The 20618-nt window shown below is 62.7% G+C and carries 20 protein-coding genes; 12 read left to right on the top strand and 8 right to left on the bottom strand.

All coding sequences use genetic code 11. The annotated features are described in order from the left end of the window. Window positions 1–14: 14 nt before the first annotated feature. Entirely contained in the window at window positions 15–761 is a 747-nt protein-coding gene (locus tag HP556_RS27690) for a uroporphyrinogen-III synthase (protein WP_175369305.1), read from the bottom strand. A 145-nt stretch (window positions 762–906) separates the two neighbouring features. Between HP556_RS27690 and tsaD the strand changes: the two genes are divergently transcribed. The 5 genes from tsaD to HP556_RS27715 all read left to right on the top strand — a co-directional run bounded on the left by tsaD (window position 907) and on the right by HP556_RS27715 (window position 4622). Next, window positions 907–1980, top strand: coding sequence for a tRNA (adenosine(37)-N6)-threonylcarbamoyltransferase complex transferase subunit TsaD (tsaD, locus tag HP556_RS27695; protein ID WP_175369615.1), 1074 nt, complete (start codon window positions 907–909; stop codon window positions 1978–1980). A gap of 10 nt (window positions 1981–1990) precedes the next feature. After that, complete coding sequence (locus HP556_RS27700; protein ID WP_175369306.1) at window positions 1991–2971, top strand: NAD(P)H-dependent glycerol-3-phosphate dehydrogenase; 981 nt, start codon at window positions 1991–1993, stop codon at window positions 2969–2971. Further along, window positions 2968–3441 carry a L,D-transpeptidase family protein gene (locus HP556_RS27705; protein ID WP_309941653.1) on the top strand — a complete coding sequence of 158 codons (474 nt, stop codon included), beginning with the start codon at window positions 2968–2970 and terminating at the stop codon, window positions 3439–3441. The genes HP556_RS27700 and HP556_RS27705 overlap by 4 nt, the downstream gene beginning before the upstream one ends. 90 nt (window positions 3442–3531) lie before the next feature. Beyond that, window positions 3532–3948, top strand: coding sequence for an EVE domain-containing protein (locus HP556_RS27710; RefSeq protein ID WP_115033147.1), 417 nt, complete (start codon window positions 3532–3534; stop codon window positions 3946–3948). Next, a complete protein-coding gene (locus HP556_RS27715; RefSeq protein WP_175369307.1) occupies window positions 3915–4622 on the top strand; it encodes a class I SAM-dependent methyltransferase in 708 nt (235 codons plus the stop codon). The genes HP556_RS27710 and HP556_RS27715 overlap by 34 nt, the downstream gene beginning before the upstream one ends. On the opposite strand, the gene HP556_RS27720 is transcribed toward HP556_RS27715, so the two are convergent. After that, window positions 4623–5729 (bottom strand): DNA topoisomerase IB, encoded by a 1107-nt coding sequence (locus tag HP556_RS27720; RefSeq protein WP_175369308.1) that lies wholly within the window; start codon window positions 5727–5729, stop codon window positions 4623–4625. A 351-nt stretch (window positions 5730–6080) separates the two neighbouring features. On the opposite strand from HP556_RS27720, the gene acs reads away from it, so the two are divergent. From acs to HP556_RS27735, 3 genes are all read left to right on the top strand, one after another. After that, window positions 6081–8030: an acetate--CoA ligase gene (acs, locus tag HP556_RS27725; protein ID WP_175369309.1), complete on the top strand. Its 1950-nt coding sequence runs from the start codon at window positions 6081–6083 to the stop codon at window positions 8028–8030. A gap of 38 nt (window positions 8031–8068) precedes the next feature. After that, a complete protein-coding gene (locus HP556_RS27730) occupies window positions 8069–9190 on the top strand; it encodes a Kelch repeat-containing protein (RefSeq protein ID WP_175369310.1) in 1122 nt (373 codons plus the stop codon). Window positions 9191–9463: 273 nt separating this feature from the next. Further along, complete coding sequence (locus tag HP556_RS27735) at window positions 9464–9979, top strand: L,D-transpeptidase (RefSeq protein WP_175369311.1); 516 nt, start codon at window positions 9464–9466, stop codon at window positions 9977–9979. Window positions 9980–10042: 63 nt separating this feature from the next. Here the strand turns inward: HP556_RS27735 and HP556_RS27740 are convergent, their stop codons facing one another. Further along, window positions 10043–10558: a thermonuclease family protein gene (locus HP556_RS27740; RefSeq protein ID WP_246297925.1), complete on the bottom strand. Its 516-nt coding sequence runs from the start codon at window positions 10556–10558 to the stop codon at window positions 10043–10045. A 111-nt stretch (window positions 10559–10669) separates the two neighbouring features. Beyond that, entirely contained in the window at window positions 10670–10900 is a 231-nt protein-coding gene (locus HP556_RS27745; RefSeq protein WP_115033144.1) for a DUF1674 domain-containing protein, read from the bottom strand. A gap of 195 nt (window positions 10901–11095) precedes the next feature. Between HP556_RS27745 and HP556_RS27750 the strand changes: the two genes are divergently transcribed. The 3 genes from HP556_RS27750 to purH all read left to right on the top strand — a co-directional run bounded on the left by HP556_RS27750 (window position 11096) and on the right by purH (window position 16004). Continuing rightward, window positions 11096–12436: an RsmB/NOP family class I SAM-dependent RNA methyltransferase gene (locus HP556_RS27750; protein WP_175369313.1), complete on the top strand. Its 1341-nt coding sequence runs from the start codon at window positions 11096–11098 to the stop codon at window positions 12434–12436. A 183-nt stretch (window positions 12437–12619) separates the two neighbouring features. After that, entirely contained in the window at window positions 12620–14311 is a 1692-nt protein-coding gene (locus tag HP556_RS27755; protein WP_175369314.1) for a heparinase II/III family protein, read from the top strand. Between the two features lie 100 nt (window positions 14312–14411). Further along, window positions 14412–16004: a bifunctional phosphoribosylaminoimidazolecarboxamide formyltransferase/IMP cyclohydrolase gene (purH, locus tag HP556_RS27760; protein WP_175369315.1), complete on the top strand. Its 1593-nt coding sequence runs from the start codon at window positions 14412–14414 to the stop codon at window positions 16002–16004. A gap of 103 nt (window positions 16005–16107) precedes the next feature. On the opposite strand, the gene HP556_RS27765 is transcribed toward purH, so the two are convergent. The 3 genes from HP556_RS27765 to HP556_RS27775 form a co-directional block, all read right to left on the bottom strand. Continuing rightward, complete coding sequence (locus HP556_RS27765; RefSeq protein ID WP_175369316.1) at window positions 16108–16503, bottom strand: nuclear transport factor 2 family protein; 396 nt, start codon at window positions 16501–16503, stop codon at window positions 16108–16110. Between the two features lies 1 nt (window position 16504). Then, entirely contained in the window at window positions 16505–17401 is an 897-nt protein-coding gene (locus HP556_RS27770; RefSeq protein ID WP_175369317.1) for an MBL fold metallo-hydrolase, read from the bottom strand. A 72-nt stretch (window positions 17402–17473) separates the two neighbouring features. Continuing rightward, a complete protein-coding gene (locus HP556_RS27775) occupies window positions 17474–18118 on the bottom strand; it encodes a DsbA family protein (protein ID WP_175369318.1) in 645 nt (214 codons plus the stop codon). Between the two features lie 116 nt (window positions 18119–18234). On the opposite strand from HP556_RS27775, the gene HP556_RS27780 reads away from it, so the two are divergent. Continuing rightward, complete coding sequence (locus HP556_RS27780) at window positions 18235–19155, top strand: LysR family transcriptional regulator (RefSeq protein WP_175369319.1); 921 nt, start codon at window positions 18235–18237, stop codon at window positions 19153–19155. On the opposite strand, the gene HP556_RS27785 is transcribed toward HP556_RS27780, so the two are convergent. Then, complete coding sequence (locus HP556_RS27785; protein WP_175369320.1) at window positions 19152–20543, bottom strand: MFS transporter; 1392 nt, start codon at window positions 20541–20543, stop codon at window positions 19152–19154. The two genes, HP556_RS27780 and HP556_RS27785, sit on opposite strands and share 4 nt — an antisense overlap. Window positions 20544–20618: the final 75 nt, after the last annotated feature.

Consider the following 20618-nt stretch of genomic DNA (forward strand, 5'->3'; position numbering starts at 1 on the left):
TGGTCACAGCAGTCTTAACGCGATAATGGCGCGATGGCACGGTCCAGCGCCGCGAGCAGGGCATTTTCGTCCGGGGTCTGCGCCACCACGACCTGGCTGGCTCCGGCATCATGCGCAATCGTACCGACCGCAGCTGAAAGGCAATAGTGTGGAACTGCGAGGGCAGCGATCTCGACGCCCGATAAGCCCACCGCCTGGAAGAATGCCCGCGCGCTCCGCCGCGAATAATGCAGCACAGCCTCGATTCTGCCGGCCACGAAGGCCGCAGCAACATCATCCGGCAGATCGGCCACCGGCATCATCCGGTAGGTGGTTTGTGTCACCACCGTGAAACCACGCGCACCGAGTTCGCCAGCGAGATCCCGCGCAAGATCGGCGCCGGCCAGATAAAGGAGCGGACGGGTCTTGTTCAGCAGCTTGCTCTTGCTGCTCTCCGTCAATAGGTCCCGCAGCGCCGCAGCATCACCTTCGGCGGACACGACCTTGGCAAAGCCGAGATCGCGCGCGGCCTCTGCGGTCCGGTCACCGACCGCGAACAGCGGCAGGCGAAGCAGGGTTGCTTGCACCGGCTGATCGGCGAGTGCGCGTAGCGCATTGGACGACGTCACGATCACCGCGCCGAAATCCGCATCCGAATCGATGAACAGCATCACCTTTTCGAAGCGCAGCATCGGCGCCGCCAGCACCTCGAAGCCCCGCGCGCGCAAGACGGCGGCGGTGCGGGTAGTGTCCGGCTGCGGGCGAGTGACGAGAATAGCCATATCTGAGGTCCGGTTTCGGGGGTCTCGCATGCCACGCAGGGCATCGAGTGATTGCACCTTGCGACCCCGCAATGCTACGCCGGGGACAGGAAAAGCCCGGATTTGGCTGATTTAGCAAGGACCGATAGTGACCACCGACCAACCGATGCTGGTGCTGGGAATCGAGACGACCTGCGATGAGACCGCGGCCGCCGTCATCGAACGCCAGCCCGACGGCAGCGGCAAGATCCTGTCCAATATCGTCCATTCGCAGATCAGCGACCATGCGCCCTATGGCGGCGTGGTGCCCGAGATCGCCGCGCGCGCCCATATCGACCTGCTCGACGGCATCATCGGCCGCGCCATGAAGGACGCCGACGTCAATTTTGCGCAGCTAAGCGGCGTGGCCGCAGCCGCCGGACCCGGCCTGATTGGCGGCGTCATTGTTGGTCTCACCACCGCAAAAGCCATAGCCATGGTGCATGACACCCCGCTGGTGGCCGTGAATCATCTCGAAGCCCATGCGCTGACGCCGCGGCTGACCACTTCCTTGGCGTTTCCGTATTGCCTGTTTCTCGTTTCCGGCGGTCATACCCAGATCGTCGCGGTGCTCGGCGTCGGCCACTATGTCCGGCTCGGCACCACCGTCGATGACGCCATGGGCGAAGCCTTCGACAAGGTCGCCAAGATGCTCGGACTGCCGTATCCCGGCGGTCCGCAAGTGGAACGCGCCGCATCGGGCGGCGATCCCAAGCGCTTTGCCTTTCCGCGGCCAATGCTTGGCCGGCCCGATGCGAATTTTTCGCTCTCCGGTCTCAAAACTGCGGTACGCAACGAAGCCAGCCGGCTCATTCCGCTGGAAGAGCAGGACATCGCGGATCTCTGCGCCAGCTTCCAGGCGGCGGCGCTGGAATCGACCGCGGATCGATTGAGCGTCGGCCTCAGACTGTTCGAAGCACAATTCGGCCCGCCGCATGCGCTGGTCGCAGCCGGCGGTGTCGCCTCCAACCAGGCGATCCGCGGTGCGCTGCAGGCCGTCGCCGCAAAAGCGCAGACCACGCTGATCATCCCGCCGCCGGCACTGTGCACCGACAACGGCGCGATGATCGCCTGGGCCGGCGCAGAGCGTCTTGCGCTGGGACTCACCGACACGATGGAAGCACCGCCCCGCGCGCGCTGGCTGCTCGATGCCGACGCGAAGGCGCCGGCGGGTCATTCCAAATCCCGCGCGGCTTACTGAAGAGATCACTATGGCCGACTTCAATTCAGTGGCGGTGATTGGCGCCGGGGCCTATGGCACCGCATTGGCCGATGTCGCTGCACGTGCCGGTCGCGAAACCGTGCTTTATGCACGCTCGACTGTAGCCGCCGAACTGATGCAGTCGTCGCGCGCCAATCCGCGACTGCCCGGCGCTGCCATCGATGACTCTGTCTTCGTCACCGCCGATCTTTCGCTGTCAGCGCGCGCCGATATCATTCTGCTCGGCGTCCCGTCGCAGCAGTTGCGCGAGGCATTGACGGCGCTCGCGCCGCTATTGCCGGCAGGCGTTCCGGTGGTCGCCTGCGCCAAGGGCATCGAGCGCGGCAGTCACAAATTCATGACGGAAGTCATCGCCGACGTCGCACCGCAGGCGATCCCTGCCATTCTGTCGGGACCGAATTTCGCTGACGATGTCGCGGCTGGCTTGCCCACGGCCGTGACGCTGGCTTGCGCCGACGAGGATGTCGCTGTCGCACTCGTGCAGGCCTTGGGCTCGGCGACGTTCCGTCCCTATCACTCCACCGATGTGCGCGGCGTCGAGATCGGCGGCGCGGCGAAGAACGTACTGGCGATCGCCGCAGGCATCGTCGCCGGCAAGCAGCTCGGCGCGTCGGCCCTTGCGGCACTCACAACACGCGGCTTCAGCGAATTGCTGCGGCTCGGCATCGCATGCGGCGCGCGCACCGAGACATTGTCGGGTCTGTCGGGATTGGGCGACCTGATCCTGAGCTGTTCGAGCGCGCAATCGCGTAATTTTTCGCTCGGCGTGGCACTGGGCCGCGGTGAGCAGCCGGCGCCTGGCAAACTTGCCGAAGGTGAGTTCACGGCGCCGGTGCTGATCGAGCTTGCGACATCGAAGGGCGTCGATATGCCGGTGGCAAAGGCCGTGGCGGCAATTCTGGCCGGCCAGGCAACCATCGATCAGGCAATCGATGGCCTGCTGACGCGGCCGTTCAAGGCAGAAGGATGAGTCTGTCGGTTCGGAACTATGTGCTGGCCGCTGCGATGCTCCTGCTGTCAGCGGGTGCATTTTTCGTCGGTTGGGACTTCCTGCAGCTCAATCGCCGACTTCCCGAACTGGTCGCGGCAGAAGAGCGAGCCGATCTCATCACCGTCGACAAGAGTGCCCGTACGCTGACGCTATCGCGCGGCGGCACCGCGCTCGCGACCTATCCGGTGTCGCTGGGCTCCACGCCGGCCGGCCACAAGACGCGTGAAGGGGACGGGCGCACGCCCCAAGGACGCTACGTCATCGATTCCAAGAATGGCCGCAGCCGCTTTCACCTCCCGCTCCATATCTCCTATCCGAATACTGAAGACAGCGAGAGCGCGCGACAGCAAGGCGTGGCGCCGGGCGGCGACATTATGATCCACGGCCTGCGCAACGGCATGAGCTGGCTCGGCAAGCTCCATCTACTCCGCGACTGGACGGATGGTTGAGTCGCCGTGACAAATCGCGAAATTGAGGACATCTGGGCACGGGTCGCACCGGGGACGCCCATAGATATCAGACTATAAAGGATAGCAGGCATGGCCTATTGGCTGATCAAATCGGAGCCCGACGCCTGGTCGTGGGACGAGCAGAAAAAGGCCGGTGCCAAGGGCACCGAATGGACCGGCATCCGTAACCACACCGCCAAGCTGAACATGATGAAGATGAAGAAGGGCGACCGCGCCTTCTTCTATCATTCGAATATCGGCAAGGAGATCGTGGGTATCGCCGAGATCATCAGGGAGCATCATCCCGATCCCACCGCCGAGCCGGGAACGCCCTGGGTCTGCGTCGACGTCAAGGCCGTGCAAGACCTGCCAAAGCCGGTGTCGCTAGCGGCAATCAAGGCTGAGCCGAAGCTTGCTGACGTCGCGATCCTGAAGCAGTCCCGCCTGTCGGTGCCGCCGATCACTGCCGAGGAATGGAAGCTGCTCTGCAAAATGGGCGGATTGTGAGCGCCGACGGCGCGGCCAATCTTGCAATCACTGATCCCGTAGCTTTCATCCGCGCTAATACGCGCCTGCGACCGGTACCACTGGTGCCGAACATTGTGCTGCACACAGCCGACGAGGCCGTACCGCTGTGGAGCAAGACAGAAGAGGAACTTGGCGAGGCCGGATTGCCGCCACCGTTCTGGGCTTTCGCCTGGGCCGGCGGACAGGCACTGGCGCGCTTTGTTATCGATCATCCCGGGCATGTTGCTGAAAAGACCATCATCGATTTCGCAACAGGATCGGGGCTGGTGGCTATCGCCGCGATGAAAGCAGGGGCAAGCAGCGTCTTCGCCTATGACATCGACGCCTTTGCGCGCACGGCCATCGCGCTGAACGCGGCTGAAAATGGCGTTACGATCAATGCTCGCGGTGACGATCTGCTCGGCGGCTCATCTGTCCCGCCCGCACAAACGATTCTGGCAGGCGATATTTTCTATGAACGCGACACCGCAGAGCGCGCCTTTGCATTTCTTTCAGAGCAAGCGGCGCGCGGTGCAACGGTCCTGATCGGCGACCCCGGCCGCAGCTATCTGCCGAAAGACAAGTTGCGCAAGCTCGCGGAATACAAGGTGCCGGTGACGCGCGATCTCGAAGATGCGGAGATCAAGAACACGGCCGTGTGGACGCTGGCCTGACTACCCCGCCTCTGCCACTACCTGCGCCAAAAGCTGCTCGCGCTTCGATTGCGAGCGATAGCCCGTCTGCGTCGCGGCGATGCGGGCGAGAACGCCGTCCTCGAAGGCCGTGACGATGGTGTCGTGCACATAGCTCTTGCGGCAGATCGCTGCCGTGTTCTGCAACTCGTCTGCCGCCGAACGCACGGCGTCGAGCACCTGCTTCTTGCGACCGCTAACGCTCGCTGCCGGCTCGATCCGCGACAGCGTTTCGACCACCGTCGCCGACGCCATCAGAGTGCGGAAATCCTTCAGTGAAATCTTGATGCCGGCGATATCGCGCAGGAAGGCGTTCACTGCTGCCGTGTTGACCTTGTGAATGCGGCCAGCATTGTCGCGATACTGGAACAGGCGTTTGCCCGGCACATCGTGCAGGATACCAATCGCGCGGACAAGCTTCGACGCATTGGACTCCTTGCGCACTGCCTTGCCGCCCTTGGCCTTGAAGGTGAGCACGATGCAATCGTCTTCGAGCTGCACGTTCGACTTCATCAGCGTTGTAGCGCCGCGGGTGCCCGACAGCTTCATGTAGCTCTCATTGCCGGCACGGATCGCGGTGCGCGTGACGAGTTCGATGACAGCGGCGAGCGCGAACTCACGCGTGGGCTCGTCGCCAGCCAGAAGCGCCGAGACGTTGCGGCGGATCTTCGGCAGTGCCGCAACCAGCTTCGCCAGCCGATGCGCCTTGCGCTGCTCGCGGACCTTCTCCCAATCCGAGTGATAGCGGTATTGCAGGCGGCCGGCCGCGTCGCGGCCTACGGCCTGCAAATGCGACGTAGGATCAGCGGCATAGCGGACCTCGGCATAGGCCGGGGGCACTGCCATGGAGTTCAGCCGCTTGATCGTCCCGATATGCTTGATCGGGGTGCCGTTGGCCCTGACGAAGGAATAAGATTTTCCGCGCTTGAGCCGGCGGATCGTCAGCTCAGACTGATCTCCGAGCTTCAGGCCCATTTCACGGGCCAAAACCTCCACACTCGCGGGGCTTGGCTTGGCCATACGGGCTGGCCGCGCGACGGAACGGGCGGAAACGGCCCGGGAAGGCGCGAAATTCTGCTGTTCCATCATAGTGTTATCTGCCTCGTCGGCCCTGTGTCTCTACTAATGCCGTTTATTGATTTTTGGTTCCGGGCCGCTTGGCCGTCCCTGCGAGGGCGATTTAGGGGCTTCCCGCAACTATTGCGAGTCCACAGGTACGCAATTTCGGTTACTGGTTACCGTTTAGCGCCCGAATTGGCTTTATGATGAAATTTCCGAGCCGTCAAAACGCGAACGTGATCGGGGCTGCGACCTTGCGGACCGACCAAAGGCCTAGTCCGTCCCCGCTTGTCCGGCTATCTCGCCCCGGCGCATATTGCGCGCAACGAGAACCGGCTGGCGGCGAATTCGCGCAGCGGTCGCATGGTGGTGGAGGGGACGATGTCCGACAAGATTTACGACGTACCGGCTGAGTGGACGACGCGCGCCTTCGTCGATGACGCAAAATACAACGAGATGTATGCACGCTCGATCAGCGATTCCAACGGCTTCTGGGCCGAGCAGGCCAAGCGCCTCAACTGGACCCACGCCCCCACCAAGATCGAAAACACGTCCTTTGCCCCGGGCAATATCTCGATCAAGTGGTTCGAGGATGGCGTATTGAACGCCGCCTATAATTGCATCGACCGCCATCTACCGAAGCGCGCCAACCAGACCGCGATCATCTGGGAAGGCGACGACCCCTCGCAGTCGAAGCACATCAGCTATCAGGAACTGCACGACGAAGTTTGCAAGATGGCCAACGTGTTGCGCAACCGCAATGTCGGCAAAGGCGACCGCGTCACGATTTATCTGCCGATGATTCCGGAAGCCGCTTACGCGATGCTGGCCTGCGCGCGCATCGGCGCGGTCCATTCAGTGGTCTTCGCCGGCTTCTCGCCGGACTCGCTGGCGCAGCGCATCACTGACTGCCAGTCCAAGATCATCATCACCGCCGATGAAGGCCTGCGCGGCGGCAAGAAGGTGCCGCTGAAGAACAATGTCGATGCCGCGGTCGCCAAGGCCGGCGGCGTCGACTGGGTCGTCGTGGTCAAGCACACCGGCACACCGGTGAACATGGATCCGGCCCGTGACTTCTGGTACCGCGAAGCCGCCGAAGTCGTCACCACCGAATGCCCCTGCGAGCCGATGAATGCGGAAGATCCGCTGTTCATCCTTTATACGTCGGGCTCCACCGGCCAGCCCAAGGGCGTGCTGCACACCACCGGCGGCTATCTGCTGTTTGCGTCGATGACGCATCAATATGTGTTCGACTATCACGAGGGTGACATCTACTGGTGCACCGCCGACGTCGGCTGGGTGACCGGTCACAGCTACATTCTCTATGGGCCGCTGGCCAACGGCGCTACCACGCTGATGTTCGAAGGCGTGCCGAACTATCCGTCGATGTCGCGCTTCTGGGAAGTCATCGACAAGCATCAGGTCAACATCTTCTACACCGCGCCAACCGCGATCCGCGCGCTGATGCAGGCCGGCGACGAGCCGGTGAAGAAAACCTCGCGCAAGAGCCTGCGATTGCTGGGATCGGTCGGCGAGCCGATCAATCCGGAAGCCTGGGAGTGGTACTATCACGTGGTCGGCGAGGCGCGTGCGCCGATCGTCGACACCTGGTGGCAGACCGAGACCGGCGGCATTCTCATCACGCCTCTGCCCGGCGCCACGAAACTGAAGCCGGGTTCGGCGACGCGGCCGTTCTTTGGTGTCGTCCCCGAGATCGTCGATGCCGATGGCAAGGTGCTGGAGGGCGAGACCTCGGGCAATCTCTGCATCGCCAAGTCATGGCCGGGCCAGATGCGGACGGTCTATGGCGATCACGCCCGTTTCGAACAGACCTATTTCTCGACCTACAAGAACAAGTACTTCACCGGCGACGGCTGCCGCCGCGATGCCGACGGCTATTACTGGATCACCGGCCGCGTCGATGACGTCATCAACGTCTCCGGCCACCGCATGGGCACCGCCGAAGTGGAATCGTCGCTGGTTGCGCATGAGAAAGTGTCGGAAGCCGCCGTGGTCGGCTATCCGCACGACATCAAGGGCCAGGGCATCTATGCTTATGTCACGCTGATGAACGGCGTCGAGCCGACTGAAGAGCTGCGCAAGGAGCTCGTGGCCTGGGTTCGCAAGGACATCGGCCCGATCGCCTCGCCAGACCTGATCCAGTTCGCACCGGGTCTACCAAAGACCCGCTCCGGCAAGATCATGCGTCGCATCCTGCGCAAGATCGCCGAAGACGAACCGTCATCTCTGGGTGATACATCGACACTGGCCGATCCCGCCGTGGTCACCGACCTCGTCGAGCATCGGCAGAACAAGAAGCCGGGGGCGTAACCGCTCGCCCAATCTGTCGGCAAACACGGAGTGATGTGGTGGATCGTCGGTCATTCGTGTTGGGAAGTGCTGCAGTTGTTGCGGGCGGAGCTTCCGCCCGTGCGCAACATGCCGGTCATCCCGCGTTGCCTGCGGCACCATCGTCGAAAGAGCCCTACGCCAAATTGCAAGGTGGCGTACCGCATCACATGACGCCCGAGCAGGAGGCGCAGCGCGTCACAGAGAGTCCGGCGCCGAAAGGGCCGCAAGGAAAGTGGATATCGCGTGCGGCACTGCCGTTGCCGCGCAGCGAGATGGCCTGGGCGACATCATGGGCCGATCGTATGCATATCGTCGGCGGCTACGGCGAAGGCCGTGTCGACCGCCCCTATCACCATGTCTACGATCCCGCTTCAGATCAGTGGCTCGACGCAGCGCCCCTGCCGCGCGGCGCCAACCATGTCTCGGTCACTGCCGATGCCGGACGCGTCTATGCGCTCGGCGGTTTCATGCAGCAGAACCGCGGCTCGGACCAGAACGCCTATGCCTATGATGTCGCTGCCAATCGCTGGGATGCGATCGCGCCCTTGCCGCGACCACGCGGTGCCGGCGCTGCCGTTGCGCTGAACGGCAAAATCCATCTGATCGGCGGCGCGTCGGAACCGGCGGCTGAGCGCGCCAGTGTCAGTTGGCACGAAGTCTATGATCCCAAGACCGACAAATGGGAGACCCGCAAGGCACTGCCCGGTGCGCGCGACCATGTCGGCTGCGTCGCCACGCGCGGCGTGATCCATGTGATCGGCGGGCGTTTCAATACGTTCGAGTACAATACCGATCTGCACCATGTGTATCTGCCCGAGCGCGACACATGGGAGCTGCGCGCCGCACTGCCGACGACCCGTTCGGGCCATGGCCTTGTCGTGTATCGCGACCGGCTGTTTGCCATGGGCGGAGAATCCGGCGTGGTGCAGAACGGCCAGCTCACCCAGGGCAAGGTGTACGGACAGATGGAAAGCTACGACCCGGCCTCCGACACCTGGCAGAGCCACGCGCCGATGCTGACCCCGCGCCATGCGGTCGGCGCCACAGTTATTGGCGACTGGATCTATGTGGCCGGTGGCGGCGCTGTCCTCGGCGGCGCGGTACAATCCGCCGTCCATGAGGCCTTTACGCTGGCCTAGTGACCTCCAGCGCATCGCATCTGGCTGGCCTCACGCGATTGTCAGGGCCGGATGGCCACCCCCGGCCAATTTAGAGCGAGTGTTGTTTTCCGGGCATTTACTTTGTTCAGCGGATTTCCTCTTTAGGCGCTCGTTGGCGCACTCCCCCGCGCTGGCAGAGACCGGTTGTTTACGCGACTGGTTGAGAATTTCCCGTGTGCAATTGTTTTCGTCGCCTTGAGAGGCGGCACGACCTCGTCGGCCGCTACCGGCCGGGCCGAACTGGAGAGATCGATGTCCTTGAAGATTGCTAGTGCGCTGGCAGCCACCGTTGTCGTTGGCGCCCTGATGTCCCCCACCGCGCAGGCAGCACCCAATGTGGTCGGCTTCCACGGCGACTATGCCCCCGGCACCATCGTCGTGAAGACCAATGAGCGTAAGCTGTATCTCGTGCTCGAACAGGGTCAGGCCGTGCGCTATCCCGTCGGTGTCGGCAAGCCCGGCAAACAGTGGGCCGGCGCCACCAAGATCGACGGCAAGTACCGCCAGCCGGCCTGGGCTCCGCCCGCCGACGTCAAGCGTGACAATCCGAATATCCCCGATGTGATTGCGGGCGGTTCGCCAGCTAATCCGATGGGCGTTGCTGCAATGACCCTCGCCGGCGGCGAATATGCCATCCACGGCACCAACCGCCCCAATTCGATCGGCGGCTATGTCTCTTACGGTTGCGTCCGCATGTACAACGAAGACATCACCGACCTCTATTCGCGCGTCTCGGTCGGCACGCCGGTGATCGTCACTCAGCGCTGATCGCTGGCAGCTTCGCTATTCTGAAAAGCCGCGCATGATGCGCGGCTTTTTGTTTTGCTGATCTCAGCGGTTATCGCACCAGCCGTTGCGATGGCCGCCGCCATACGCGCGCGCGTGCCCTGCGTTGAGCATAGCTGCAGACACGTTGGGCGTTTGCCTGGTCGCGACATCGGCGACCACGCGGCCGGGATATTTGTCAGGCCCGATATTGTAGATCGTGAGACTTCCCTCGCGGAGCAACTTGGTCAGTGCAGCCGTCGCGGTTTCTGCTTTCTGAATCTCGCGCGCGCATTGCCCCTTCAGCTCTGGCGCATCGATGCCACGCAAACGAATGCGCACGCTGACATCTTCACCCGACCCAAGATGCACGCGCGCGCCAAAAGTATCGCCGTCGATGGCATAGCGCATCTCGATCGGGTAGCGCGCCTCAGCATTGCCGGCGCGCCTGACGATCGCCTCGGAATCGCGGGCGGCCTCGGTCTGATCCGCGCCGGGCAGGAACGGCAGCCAGCGCTTCACCGGCAGCATGGTGCCGGCGGCCAGGCCGAGCACGAATACCCACGGCATCGCCGCGGACATGCGGGATCGCCACGGCGACGCACGGTGAATGCGCGATGCAGGGGTCATCGTCCTGCGATAATGTGAGTCGAAACAACCAGCCAGAAGAATCTGGCCCAGTGATCCGAAGAGTTAGAAGTCGGACGCAATGCCCTTACGTTCCCAGTCGCCAAAGCGCGTGGGCTCCGGGCCTTCAGGTCCCTGGAACTCTTTCGCTTTCGCCGCAGTATGCGCTGCTGCAGCTGCAGCCCGACGTTCTTCTGCCTCGGCCAGCGCACGCTGCGCGGCGGGCGTCAAAACTTTCTTCGGTGCCGGCTCAGGCTCCGGCAAAGACGTTGCGGACTCGGAAGGAATGTCGTTCATCTCAGGTTTCCTGCTGAACCGGCAAGGGCGGCACGCGTTACATAAATCAATGTCGAACAGTTGCCGTTCGACTGTGAGCATATAAGGGCGATTCTTACATTTGGCATATTCGCATGCGACAGAATCGCTCCCATCCAATGGCCGCATGCTGAGCCTGCCCGCGCCATTGCCCGCCCTCCGTCGTGATGTTTTCGCATGTCGCAAGTAAGATACGCACCGCCAACCGAGGTCCCCGGCCTCGCCGCGCGACGGATTGCGGCGGATATTCTCGACGGCGTCTTGCACAAGCATCGGACCCTCGACGACCAGCTCGAAGGCGCCGCGGCCCATCCCGGCCTGAAAACGCTGTCCGACCGCGACCGCGCGCTGATGCGACGTCTGGTTGCGACGATCCTACGCCGGCTCGGTACGCTCGGGCATATTCTCTCCCGCCTGCTCGACCGCGGTGTCCCCACCGATGCCCCGCGTGCGCAGAGCGCGCTCCTGATTGGTGCTGCCCAGATCCTCTGGATGGATGTGCCGGATCACGCCGCCGTCGACCTCTCGGTCCGCATGGTGCAATCCGACCGCCGCGCCGCGAAATATGCCGGACTGGTCAATGCCGTGTTGCGACGCTGCGCCCGTGAAGGCCAGCCGCTGATCGACGAAGTTGCCGCCCAGACTCTCGACATCCCGCCCTGGCTGATGGCGCGCTGGACGGCCCATTACGGCGGGACGGCAGCCAAGGAAATGGCCGTGGCGCTGAGCCATGAGCCGTCGCTCGATCTCACCGTCAAATCCGAAGCCGATGCCTGGGCCACGCGCCTGCACGGCGAAGTGCTTCCAACCGGTTCCGTCCGAACCTTGCTGCAGGGCTCGGTGACCATGTTGCCCGGTTTCGATGACGGCCAGTGGTGGGTGCAGGATGCCGCGGCGGCACTGCCGGCACGACTGTTCGGCGACCTCAAGGGCAAACGCATCGTCGATCTCTGCGCCGCGCCGGGCGGCAAGACTGCGCAATTGGTCCAGGGCGGCGCACAGGTCACTGCTATCGACCGCTCGCCGAACCGTGTGGCGCGGCTGCGCGAAAATCTGGCGCGGCTGTCGCTCGAGGCCGAAACCGTCGTCGTCGACGGCACCGAATATCCCGGCGAGGGTTTTGACGGCGTGTTGCTGGACGCGCCCTGCTCATCGACCGGCACTATCCGGCGGCATCCCGACGTCGCCTGGCTGAAACAGGACTCCGATATCGTCATGCTGACGGCGCTGCAGCGGCGCCTGCTGCAGAAGGCGGCTTCCATCCTGAAGCCCGGCGGAACCCTGGTCTATTGCACCTGTTCGCTGGAGCCAGAAGAAGGCGAACAAGCCATCGCCGACCTGCTGGCCAAGGATTCCAGCATGCGCCGCGCCCCCGCCGACGCCAGTGAAGTTGCCGGCCTGGCCGAGATCGTCACCCCCGAGGGCGATCTGCGCACTTTGCCGAGCCATCTGCCCCATGCCGATCCTCGGCTCGGCGGGCTCGACGGCTTCTATGCGGCGCGACTCATTAAATCCTGATATTCACAGAGTAATCTCCCGATTCGCGAGGCTTCCACAGGGGGCTTCCTTGTACTGTGTGCGGATCGCGTTTCCGGCTAAAAGGATTCGCAACAACCCTTTCTCTTCCAGTTCAAGGCGCGCGTGGTCGCACATCGCAGACGTATCTCGGGGCTGATCCTCGGCCGCTTCGCGCGGAGCGCGATGTCGCGCGCATCTGGCGGATCGGCAGCGCTGGCCCGGCTCTGGCCCGGACGCACAGATCGCCTGATCATCGCGCCGCATGATCTGCGCACCACCGACGCCACCCGCGCCGCCGAAATCTATGCCGGGCGCTTCGTCTTCGCCGGCAAGATCGTTACCTGCCACGGCCGTTCGATCTTCGACCTGGAGCCGCCATCGGAAGACTGGGAAGTTTCACTGCTCGGCTTCGGCTGGCTCCGCCATCTGCGCGCCGCCGACACCGCCATCACCCGCGCCAATGCGCGCTCGCTGATCGACGACTGGATGTCGAATACGTCGCGCAAGCGCCCGGTCGGACGCCGCGCCGACGTCATCGCCCGCCGTGTGATCTCGCTGCTATCGCAGGCACCACTGGTACTCGGCGATACCGACGGCAAATTCTATCGCCGCTATCTGCGCTCGCTCAGCCGCGAGATTCGCTCGCTACGCTACGCGCTGTCTCACGCTCCCGACGGCGTGCCGAAGCTGCAGGTGCTCATTGCTCTGTGCTACGCCTCGCTATGTCTCGCCAATCAGGCGCGCCACATCCGTACCGCCACACGCAAACTCTCCGACGAATTGCAGCGCCAGATCCTGCCCGATGGCGGACATATCTCGCGCAATCCCGGCGCGCTGATCGAATTGCTGATCGATCTGCTGCCGCTGCGGCAGACCTTTGCCGCCCGCAACATCGCGCCACCGCCGGCGCTACTGAATGCGATCGATCGCATGATGCCGATGCTGCGATTCTTCCGTCATGGCGACGGCTCGTTCGCACTGTTCAACGGTATGAGCAATGCGCCATCGCATCTGCTGGCGACGCTGCTGGCCTATGACGACACGCACGGCGTGCCGATGGCGCATATGCCGCATACCGGCTTCCAGCGTCTCGAAGCCGGTCAGATGATCGTGATCATCGACACCGGCCCGCCGCCGCCACCGAGCGTTAGTCATGATGCGCATGCCGGTACGTTGTCGTTCGAACTGTCGTCCGGCCCGAGCCGCATCGTCATCAATTGCGGCATGCCCTCGACGGGTCGCGACAATTGGCGCGCTTTCGCGCGCGGCACGCCCGCGCATTCGACGATGACCTATCACAACACCTCGTCGTGCCAGTTCATCGAACGCAGCGCGATGAAGAAGTTTCTGCAGGGCGCGCCGATCGTCAACGGCCCGCATGTAGTGGAGAGCTATCGCGAGATCACCTCGAACGGCACCATCCTGACCACCGCGCATGACGGCTACCACCCGCGTTTTGGCGTCACCCATCGGCGCGTGCTGATGATCTCCGAGGACGGTTCGAAACTCGAGGGCGAGGACATTGTCGCGGCGGCGCCCGGCGCGCGGCTGAAAGGCAGTAATACCGACTACGCCTTGCGCTTCCATCTGCACCCGTCGGTAAAGGCCAGCCGGCTCAGCGACGCCCGCGGTGTCATGCTGGTATTGCCGAACCGCGACGTCTGGACCTTCGAGGCGCTGGACGACAAGGTCGAGCTGGAGGACAGCGTGTTCCTGGCCGGCAATGACGGACCGCGCCGAACCGCCCAGATCGTGATCCACCAGAACGCCCAGCAGACCTCCAGCATCCGCTGGAGTTTTGCCCGCTCGGCCTCCTCGCCGTCGCAGACTACGGCCCGCCGCAACGCCCGCCGCGAGCCGGAATTGCCGTTGTAAATCAGGCCTTCACGACGAAATTGCTGGCATGCAAGCCCTTGCAGTTTCTTGCACCGCGAAACCATGCTACGCGGCGTCCTTCTCCCACGGGATACGCATCATGACCGACCATCCGCGCAAGGTTACTCGCGCTCTATTGTCCGTTTCCGACAAGTCCGGGCTGATCGAATTTGCTCGCGCGCTGTCTGCTCACGGCATCGACCTCGTCTCCACCGGCGGTACCGCCAAGGCGATCGCTGCGGCGGGCCTGAAGGTCTCCGATGTATCCGATCTCACCGGCTTCCCGGAAATGATGGATGGCCGGGTCAAGACGCTGCATCCCAAGGTTCATGGCGGCCTGCTCGCGATCCGCGACAATGCCGAACACGCCAAGGCAATGAAGGATCACGGAATTTCGCAGATCGATCTGCTCGTCGTGAACCTCTACCCGTTCGAGGAGACCGTCGCGAAGAACGCGTCCTATGAGGATTGTATCGAGAATATCGATATCGGCGGTCCGGCAATGATCCGCGCAGCCTCCAAGAATCATGACGACGTCACCGTCGTGGTTGAGCCCTCCGATTATCAGTCGGTGCTCGACGAACTCGCCACCAACAAGGGCGCGACCACGCTGACGCTGCGCCGCCGTCTGGCAGCCAAGGCTTATGCCCGCACTGCGGCCTATGACGCCGCGATCTCGAACTGGTTTGCCGATCAGTTGAAAATCGATGCGCCGGATTTCCGGGCTGTTGGCGGCAAGCTCGTCGAAGCGTTGCGTTACGGCGAGAACCCGCATCAGACCGCCGCGTTCTATAGCACGCCCGAACTGCGCCCCGGCGTATCCTCGGCGCGGCAGTTGCAGGGCAAGCAACTGTCCTACAACAATATCAACGACACCGATGCGGCCTATGAATGCATCGCCGAGTTCGATCCAAAGCGCACCGCAGCCTGCGTCATCGTCAAGCACGCCAACCCCTGCGGCGTGGCCGAAGGCAGCAATCTGATCGACGCCTATCGCAAGGCACTGGCCTGCGATTCTACTTCGGCCTTCGGCGGCATCATTGCCATGAATCGCACGCTGGACGCGGAGACCGCGCAGACCATCACCGAGATCCTGACCGAGGTGATCATCGCGCCGAACGCCACCGAAGAAGCAATCGCCATCATCGCCAAACGACGGAATATCCGCCTGCTGCTGGCAGGCAGTCTGCCTGATCCGCGCGCGCCGGGCCTGACCTACAAGACGGTGGCCGGCGGCCTGCTGGTGCAGAGCCGTGACAACGCGGTGGTCGATGACATGATCCTGAAGCCGGTTACCAAACGGCAGCCGACGGAAGCTGAATTGCGCGATCTCAAATTTGCATTCCGTGTGGCCAAGCATGTCAAATCGAACACGATCATTTACGCGAAAGACCTTGCCACCGTTGGTATCGGTGCAGGCCAGATGAGCCGGGTCGATTCCGCTCGGATTGCCGCACGTAAGGCGCAGGATGCTGCTGCCGAACTGAAACTCGCCGAGCCTATGACTAAAGGATCGGTCGTCGCATCAGATGCGTTTTTCCCCTTCGCCGACGGACTATTGGTGGCGATCGAGGCCGGAGCCACGGCCGTGATTCAGCCAGGCGGTTCGATCCGCGACGACGAAGTGATCAAGGCTGCCGATGATGCCGGCATCGCCATGGTGTTCACCGGCGTCCGCCACTTCAAGCACTAGTTGCGGCCATAAGGAGCCCCGGCTGCTAGCCAGCGGCCCACGGCCAACCGATAGACCAAGATGATCGATCTTCTCAGTCGGCGCATCGAGCGGCGTGATCGGGCTACAAAGCCAAGGCCTGTTGGACCATGAGCGTATCGACATATTGCGTCATGCGCGCGATCTTGCCGCCCCTCACTAGGTAGAGGTGTGCGAAGGCGGCCTGCATCGACTTGCCCGTCGTCTTGTAGGTCCCAGAGTAAACGCCGAAGGCGGCGACGCGGTCGCCATCTTCGAGATAGGTGTGAACATCGGCGCGGTAACCCACCCACTCGGTGGCGAGGCGCCGAAACACACCCGCCGCAATCGCTTCCGGCCCCACGTAAGTTCCTGCGTAAGGGAAACCATCAGCTTCGGTCCACGCGGCATCAGGAGCGAGAGCGGCCAGCAGGTTATGGCCGTTCTCTTCCGATGATGATCCCTCATAGGTAGCCCGGATCAGATCGAGATTGGCGCCCATCTCAGCCCCACTTCATCTCGCCGGTGGCGACCTTGGAGCCGATGTCGAGGGCAACCCCCATGCCGAGACCGGGGAAGCGGGCTTCCATGGCTCTCTTGAGCGTTATTGAGTCCTTGGCCTTGGCCAGCTCTTCCTCGAAGGCAACAAGGTAAGCCTTGGTGTGCGCAACACCCGAGAGGTCAGTGGGAGCGTCCGGCGTCATGTGACCGGGCACAACGATTACCGGCTTGCGGGCGGTAATCTTATCGAGATTGGCGATCCATGCAGCGCGCTGTTCCTTGGTCGGTGAATCGGCTGTCCAGACATACACACCCGCAAAGATCATTACCCCGCCAAACACCGCGTTCAACGACGGCACGAAGAGATAGCGCCGACTGGCCAGCCCTTCTGCATCGACGATCTCAATGGTCTCCCCATCGACGATGAGCTTCTTGTCGTCGAAAGCCTTGGGAATGACTACATCGGCAAGCGTCTGCGGGCCGTTTTCCTTAAGCTGCGGCCCCCAGACTGCGAGTTTCTTTTCCACATTGCCGTTGATGGCGGCCACCGTATCGGATGCTGCAATCACCCGAGCTTCGGGGAAAGCTTCCTTAATTGGCTTGAGGCTGAAGTAGTAATCCGGGTCGGCTTGGCTGACATAGATGGTGGTGAGCTTCTTGCCCGTCGCCTTGATTGCGTCGGCTACAGCCCGACCGTCGGAGTAAGTGAAGCCGCCATCGATCAGAACAGCCTCGGACGCGCCAGTAATGAGCACGGGGGCGCGAAAGAAACCCTTTGGGCCGGCGGGGAAGTGCTTCCACGAAAGCCCATCAGCCGCGTAGCCCGTTCCCTCTGGAGCGAACACAGCGACTGCACCGGCGGCAAGAGTTGTTTTCATGATGGTTCTCCTGGTGAACATGGGCGTCTCCTCGTGAGAGTGGGTAGCGTAAAATTCAGGCGTGGCTCGCCTGTCGCTGTTGATCAGTAAAACTCAGGCTGCCTTCAGTCCCTCGACGAGCGTCTCCATGCTGCCGAACAGACTACTCGCGCTGACAAGACGTCGGCTCTCCCCGTTGCCCACAATGAGGGATGGGACGCCATTGGCGCCAAATCGGCGCATCTCGACGCGTGCTGTATCGAGGCGCGTACGGTTAGCAGCGATCAACGCGTCATCAGGAGCGACCAGGCGATCGGCGATCTCCGGCAACTGCAACACGCGCAGCACATGCGAGAGAACCGAGATGTCCGTGTTGTCGCGGCCCTCGACATAGCGTGCATTCTGAATGGCCTTGAGAGCATCGAACTCCCGGTCCGGGGCAGTGAGTGCGACCGCGGTGATCGCCAGCGTCGCCGGGCCAGAGTCGAAGGGGCGCGTGTGATCCCCGAGGACATTGCGGCGATAGGCTTCGCTGAAGGGCTGACCGCTCAGGCGGGAAATGCGCTGGTCATTGGCCCAGGCGAATGCAGCGAAACCGTTGTCCATCGGTCTGGCACCAGACCCGGCAAAATGCCCGGTCGGAGCTAACGCGAAGGAAAAGTCCGGCAGAGCGGCAAGCTTTTCGAGAATTGCAGAAGCGCCGTAGCACCAGCCGCAGAGCGGATCGAAGAGATAGGCGATGTGCGTGGTAGCGGCCATATCGGTCTCCTTGGACGCGATTTATGGCACACGGCAAATGCTCGAATAAGACCGACAAACCAGACAGAATGTATGCTATTAACTGACAATCTATCCCGTTCCTCACGGTCATAGCGATGAACCTGAACCGGCTGGCTTATTTCGCTGCTGTCGTTGACACAGGCTCCTTCACGCGCGCGGCAGAGCGGCTCGGCATCACCAAGGCCGTGGTGAGCCAGCAGGTGACGCAGCTCGAACAGGAGTTGCGGACGAGCCTTCTCGTCCGGACCACGCGGCGCGTCCATCCGACCGAGGCCGGCCGCATGTTTCATGCACGTTGCGTCATGATCTTGCGGGAAGCGGAGGATGCGTTCAACGAACTCACCCAAGCGGCCGCCGAGCCGACCGGCACCCTGCGCATCACCGCGCCCAACGACTACGGTATCGCAGTGGTCGTTCCGGTGGTCACGGCCTTCACAAAGCGCTATCCTGGCTGCCGCGTGGAGCAGACGCTAAGCGACCAGACGATGGATCTCACCTCCGGCAAGATAGACATGGCGATCCGGGTCGGCTGGCTTGCAGATTCCAGCCTGCAGGCGCGCAAGATCGGATCCTTCCGACAATTGCTGGTCGGTGCCCCTGCATTCGCGGATCGAATCGCGGCCACCTACGATCCAAAGGATCTCGCTGCGCTGCCGTTCATTGCCAACATGGCACTGCGCGAACCGCTACTGTGTCAGTTCTCGCGCAGCGACCTCGAACGACGGACCGTGCGCATGCAGGCGAGCATGGGCATCGACACGACGCCAGGGGTACTCGCGGCAGTCAGAGCCGGTGGCGGCCTTTCGGTTTTGCCGGATTTCCTGGTGGCCGAAGATCTAGCCTCGGGGCGGCTGAGCCATGCCCTCCCGGAATGGCAGCTGCCGTCCGGCGGCATCTACACGGTTTACCCTGCAGCACAATTCCGGCCGCGCAAGGTGACCGCCTTTGTCGAAATGCTCATCGCTGCTGAGCGAAATAAGGATTCGATCGGAGATATCCCGGGACGCGCACCCTAGTCTTCCCGCACTCGTGCGAGCAGACCGAGGCCACCGACAAAGAACAGCACCAGCACCGCCATGCCAGCCTTCTGGCTGGCGGTGACCGCGGTGACGAGGCCGATCAGCAACGGCCCCATAAAGGACGTCACCTTTCCGGTCAGCGCGAACAGACCGAAGAACTGCGCGATGCGATCTTGCGGTGCCAACCGGATCAACAGCGTGCGCGATGCCGCCTGCAGCGGACCGCCCGCCATGCCGATCAGGCAACCCAGCGCGAGATAGGCCTTCTCCGCAGGCGCCGCGAACAGGCCGCCACCGGGCACCGGCGGCGCGACCTTGATGAAGAAGATGGTTTCGCGATCAATCAGCAGGATCGCGATGATCGAGATCAGCAGCAGCAGGATGCTGCCAGTGATCACACGCTTTGGTCCGAACGCATCGTCGAGCTTGCCGCCGACGAAGGCGCCGAACGTTCCGGCAATGGCCAGGATGATACCGAATGTGCCGATCTGAATCGTATTCCAACCGAACGTGCCGGCCGCATAGATGCCACCGAAAGCAAACAGCGATACCAGCCCGTCCGTGTAGATCATGTTGGCAATCAGGAATGCCATCATCGAGCGATGCTTCGGCAGATCACTTAGCGTGTGCCTGAGATCGGTCAGACCTGCACGCACGGCGTGACCGGGCGAAACCTTTGCAGGAAAATCCGGCGTCAGCAGAAACATCGGCAGCACGAAGACGACGAACCACAGGCCCGACAGCGGCGCCGAAATGCGATCGCCCTGGAACGTCGCGGGGTCGAGACCGAGGATCGGGACCAGACCGAACAATGTGCGCCCCGTGGTCGGGTTCGCAGCCATGAAGCCGAGCACGATGATTAGGCTGAGAATGCCGCCGACATAGCCGAGCGCCCAGCCCGAACCGGACAGGCGGCCGATTTTATCCGGCGGCACCAACGTCGGCATCATCGCATTGTTGAACACGGTGGCAAACTCCACGCCGATGGTCGCCAAGCCATAGGCAATCAGCAGCGGCAGGATGATAGCGGGATCGCCGGGCTTGCCGATCCACATGATGCAGGCGCCGATCACGAAGATCGCACCGAAGCTTGCGATCCACGGCTTGCGGCGGCCGCTCGCGTCGGCAATCGCGCCAAGCATCGGCGATGCCAGCGCGATGACCAACCCGGCCGCAGCGGTGGCGAAGCCCCACAGGGATTGCCCGGTGGCGGCGTCGGATGCCACGCGCGTGGCGAAATAGGGCGCGAAAACAAAGGTTGTGATGAGACTGAAGTAAGGCTGGGCCGCCCAGTCGAAAAACATCCAGCTGATCACCGCAGAGCGCGGTGGATAGGTCTTTGGCGCCGCTGTCACAGAGGCTGATGAAGCGGCGGCGACCGCCATGCGTGGTATCCCCCGCGAATCACAGAGTGTTGTCTCGTACGTTTCACAAGCCATATAGCATTCGAGACGGCGATG

Origin of the sequence: Tardiphaga robiniae, assembly GCF_013359755.1 — a bacterium.
Classification (GTDB): Bacteria; Pseudomonadota; Alphaproteobacteria; order Rhizobiales; family Xanthobacteraceae; genus Tardiphaga; species Tardiphaga robiniae.